We start from the raw sequence: 3952 nt of genomic DNA on the forward strand, positions 1-3952 counted from the left end.
AGATGTGTATAAGAGACAGAAGAAATATTCTCCTTGTCATCGTGTTAATTGCTTTACTGTATTTATTACCAATGTCAATTTCATTAATTTTAGCCTTTTTAACGGCTCTATTATTGGAGCCAGTTGTTAATTTTTTAATCACAAATTACCGATTCAAACGAATCTATTCTGTTACCATAACCTTTGTTGTTTTCATGGTTTTTGTACTGTTTTTGGGCTATTTATTAGTCAATGTCATTATTAATCAATTGATTACGGTTGTGAAAAATATACCGTTCTATGTCTCAAGTATTGATACGGACCAAATCATTGCAACTTTTCAAAAATTTGAAACCTATTTTGAAGATTTGCCAAAGGAAGTCTTGGATTCAATCATGAATACATTGTATTCCTTCCAGGATTTATTGATTGTGGTAGCAAGGAATATTACAGAAGGGACGTTTGGTTTTGTTTCCAGTCTTCCACAACTATTGTTAGAGCTAATTGTGTATTTAGTTGCAGCTTTCCTTTTCATGAACGATCTTCCAGGAATTAAAAACAGGCTTAAGGATATGTTGCAGGAGAGTTCAATTGAAAAGGTAAAGATTGTAACCACTCAATTGAAAAAGATATTTGTTGGCTTTTTAAAAGCACAAATCGTACTTAGTGGCGTCACATTTATCATCACTTATATTGGACTTTGGATTTTAGATGTGAAGTATCTGTTAATACTTTCGTTGCTCATTGTTCTTGTCGATTTACTACCAATCCTAGGAACGGGATCCTTTATTGTACCGTGGGCCGTTTTTGTGTTAATTAACGGCAACACCAAACTTGGAGTAGGATTATTAATTCTATTCGTACTCATTACAGTGATTCGAAAAATTATCGAACCAAAAGTATATTCGCAAAGCTTTGGCATTAGCGCCTTAGCAGCCCTAATTAGCATGTATTTAGGATTTAAAATAATTGGGATAGTTGGTTTATTACTAGGACCGCTTCTCGTTATCCTTTACGATTCATTAACAAAAGCGGGAGTCATCAACCTTAGCTTTAAATCGGATAAAATATAAGAAAAGCTACCTCAAAGGGTAGCTTTTTCACTTATATGGCTTCTTTTATTTTTGTTTCTAAAAAGGTTTTAAATGCTTCTAGGTCACTTACGTTATCAAAAGCTGCTTGAGCAGTGCTATTGTTCCCGCCACCTTTTCCGTGGTAATTTTTTAATTCTTGTTTAAACAATTGACCACATTGAACTGGGATTGAACCATTATGTGAGATAAGCAACTTATTCTCAAGTGTAGTAGTAAAAATCACACATTGATTTGAAGATTCATTGATCTGTTTTGCAATGCCTTGAATTTCTTTTAACGATTTATCTTCAAAGTTCTGGGTAATGATGGGTTCGTTATGAGTTTGAATCAGTTCCTGAGCTAAAAATTGATTGATTTTTCCTTTTAACTCCTCAATTTCCCTTTGATATTGTTTGTTTTCTGTTTCAATTTTGCTAATTTTTTCAATGAGACCCTCACGATTCGTACTGTACTGATTGCTTAAGGTTGTTAAAACTGAATGTGTTGCTTGATAATCTTTAAGGGTTCGACCACCATAAATAAAGTAAACACGTGTATTTCCTTTACTTTTTTCCGTTTTTAATAGCTTCATCAATCCTAATTCGCCAGTTCTTGACACATGGGTACCCGCACATGCTGATGTATCATATCCTTCAATCTCAACAATCCGCATTTCATTTCCTTCAACATCAGGCATTTTTCGAAGCGGAAGGGCGCCAGCTTGTTCCTTAGTAACAAAATATGTTTTAATTTGCTGGTTTTCATAGATCGCTTTATTCACCTTATTTTCAATATGTAATAGCTGTTCATCACTAAATTCCGGTACACTCAAATCAATTGAGACGGTATCTTTTCCTAAATGGAAGCTTGATGTGTGTGCATCATATTCTTCGATACAAATTGCTGACAGCAAATGCTGACCCGTATGCTGTTGCATATGATCATATCTAAGCTCCCAATCAATCTGACAATCAACTACCTTGTTTTCTGGGGGATGAGGGAGTTTATGATAGACTTCGCCAGCTTCCTGAAAAACATCCATCACTTTAATATTGTCAATCAAGCCAGTGTCTGAAGGTTGTCCGCCACCTTCAGGATAAAATGCAGTTTCCTTAAGAGTAATAAAGCAGTGATCATCTTTTGTGATCATATTGGTAACTTCCGTGGTCCAGTTTGTTAAGTATGGATTTTCATAATATAACTTTTTTGTCATCTAGTATTCGATCCTTTCGACTTTAGATATTAAAAACATACTAGAAAAATAAAAAAGATTCAATTATGAGTTGTAATAAATAGAAGGGAGGAGGAGCAATTTAAGAGTAGATAAGGAGGCAATTGATATGGAAGTGAACGGTCTAATTAGTGGAGAAATTGAAGAAAATGCATTTGTTTTAACTAAATTTAAGCATATGGATACGCAATCTGTTATAAGCAGAGAAAGGCTTGAGGCAATTTGCAATTATTTAATGAAAAAAGTAGATAGTGGGGAACAGGAGCATTTCATCACCTTAAATGATCAGATGCCAGTTAGGATTAATCATTCTGAGATGGAGGAGCTCCTGCAAGAATTGAATGATATTCGCGGGAGGTTGATGTAAGAATAAATTTTTAGTTCAGAAAAAAATATTTTAGTTTATCATAACTATATTATGTAAACTAAAATAAAAAAATCAAAGGGAGGGCTGGAATTACAAATTTCGATATTTATCGATGATAAATTCCATCCCAATTTCGATTAACGTATTTGTGTGTGTATGAAGTCTACGTGCACGATCTTTTAGCATTTCATATTGAACATGACTAAATGTTGTGCCCATTTGAATTCTATCCTTAGGTCTAACTGGAGCTTTAAATTCTTTAGGTTTCTTATAAGTGTTTAATACATGATCAATACCTTCAGCGAGTAATTGATTAAACGGTACTTGCATGTGGTTTGCAATTTCTTTTATTTGATTGAGCAAGTCCCGGCTAATTGTTGTATTTTTAGTTACACGATCAGCATTATGCGGTCTAATTTTGCTTTCGTAAGGCATATGAAAAACAACTCCTGACTTAAATTGATAATTAGCGTAGGTGCTTTAAATGCAGTTAAACACATAGATATATGCAACCATGAGTTAGAATTTAAAGAAGTTGATTAGTTTATCTATAATTAAGTTAATTATAGCATTGATTTGCTGTATTTTGCTTTATTCCAACTAAGTTCTGAGAATAGATATTATGTAAACTAGAAAAAAGTTAAATAGTTAGGTAGATTAGTTATGTACAAAGACAAGAAAGTCTAAACATGTCTGGCGACACAAACTTCCCCGCCATAAGCAAATAAAAAAATGTCCAAACAATTTTTATGAATTATTTGGGCATTTCAACTTCTTAAGTATATTTTCAATAGTTTTGTCTTTGTTTGGCCATATGTGAAATTCGGCAGCTTCATTATCTTTAAATGGATATACAATAGTGTAAAATGGTAAATTCTTGTATTTCATAAATGGTCTAGAATAAAAGTAATGAACACTTTTACCCATATCATTGTGTGCTACTATCAACCAATTTAATAAGTAATTATGTAACAGATGTGCAAAAAGCCTATTGAAAGTATATTTCGTTATAGTCAAATTATCTGGGCTTACATAATGAAGAATGGATGGTTCATTACCATATATCGTTTCAACTTTCTCGTTATACAATCCAGTCATTAATTCAATATAAATATTAAAAAAGTAATCGGAATCAGATCTAGTATAAAAATCCACTTGATTTTCAGCGATTTTTCTTTTTCTATAAGTGTGCACATGCCAATTAATCTCATGGTCTTCTATATGTCCTCTCCAATGGGCATATGCGGAAACAAAAGGACAAATAGATTCACTATGCGTAAAGCCTGTCTCTTATACACATCT

The 3952-nt window shown here is 33.0% G+C and carries 4 protein-coding genes; 2 read left to right on the forward strand and 2 right to left on the reverse strand.

The window, feature by feature from the left end; translation table 11 throughout:
* A partial coding sequence (gene ytvI, locus E1I69_RS23860; RefSeq protein ID WP_136381992.1) for a sporulation integral membrane protein YtvI occupies positions 1 to 1052 on the forward strand: 1052 nt, incomplete at its 5' end.
* A 31-nt stretch (positions 1053 to 1083) separates the two neighbouring features.
* Here ytvI and E1I69_RS23865 read toward each other — a convergent pair.
* Positions 1084 to 2265, reverse strand: a complete 1182-nt coding sequence (locus tag E1I69_RS23865; protein ID WP_136381993.1) for an alanyl-tRNA editing protein — start codon at positions 2263 to 2265, stop codon at positions 1084 to 1086.
* Positions 2266 to 2392: 127 nt separating this feature from the next.
* Between E1I69_RS23865 and E1I69_RS23870 the strand changes: the two genes are divergently transcribed.
* Entirely contained in the window at positions 2393 to 2650 is a 258-nt protein-coding gene (locus tag E1I69_RS23870) for a hypothetical protein (protein ID WP_136381994.1), read from the forward strand.
* 90 nt (positions 2651 to 2740) lie between these two features.
* On the opposite strand, the gene E1I69_RS24645 is transcribed toward E1I69_RS23870, so the two are convergent.
* Complete coding sequence (locus E1I69_RS24645) at positions 2741 to 3085, reverse strand: hypothetical protein (RefSeq protein ID WP_136381995.1); 345 nt, start codon at positions 3083 to 3085, stop codon at positions 2741 to 2743.
* Positions 3086 to 3952: the final 867 nt, after the last annotated feature.

It is taken from the genome of Bacillus timonensis (genome assembly GCF_004799755.1).
In the GTDB taxonomy this organism is placed as follows: Bacteria; Bacillota; Bacilli; order Bacillales; family Bacillaceae_L; genus Ferdinandcohnia; species Ferdinandcohnia timonensis_A.

Coding starts and splice junctions, on each gene's coding strand:
- E1I69_RS23865 (WP_136381993.1), bottom strand. CDS start 2,265: ATGACAAAAAAGTTATATTATGAAAATCCATACTTAACAAACTGGACC.
- E1I69_RS23870 (WP_136381994.1), top strand. CDS start 2,393: ATGGAAGTGAACGGTCTAATTAGTGGAGAAATTGAAGAAAATGCATTT.
- E1I69_RS24645 (WP_136381995.1), bottom strand. CDS start 3,085: ATGCCTTACGAAAGCAAAATTAGACCGCATAATGCTGATCGTGTAACT.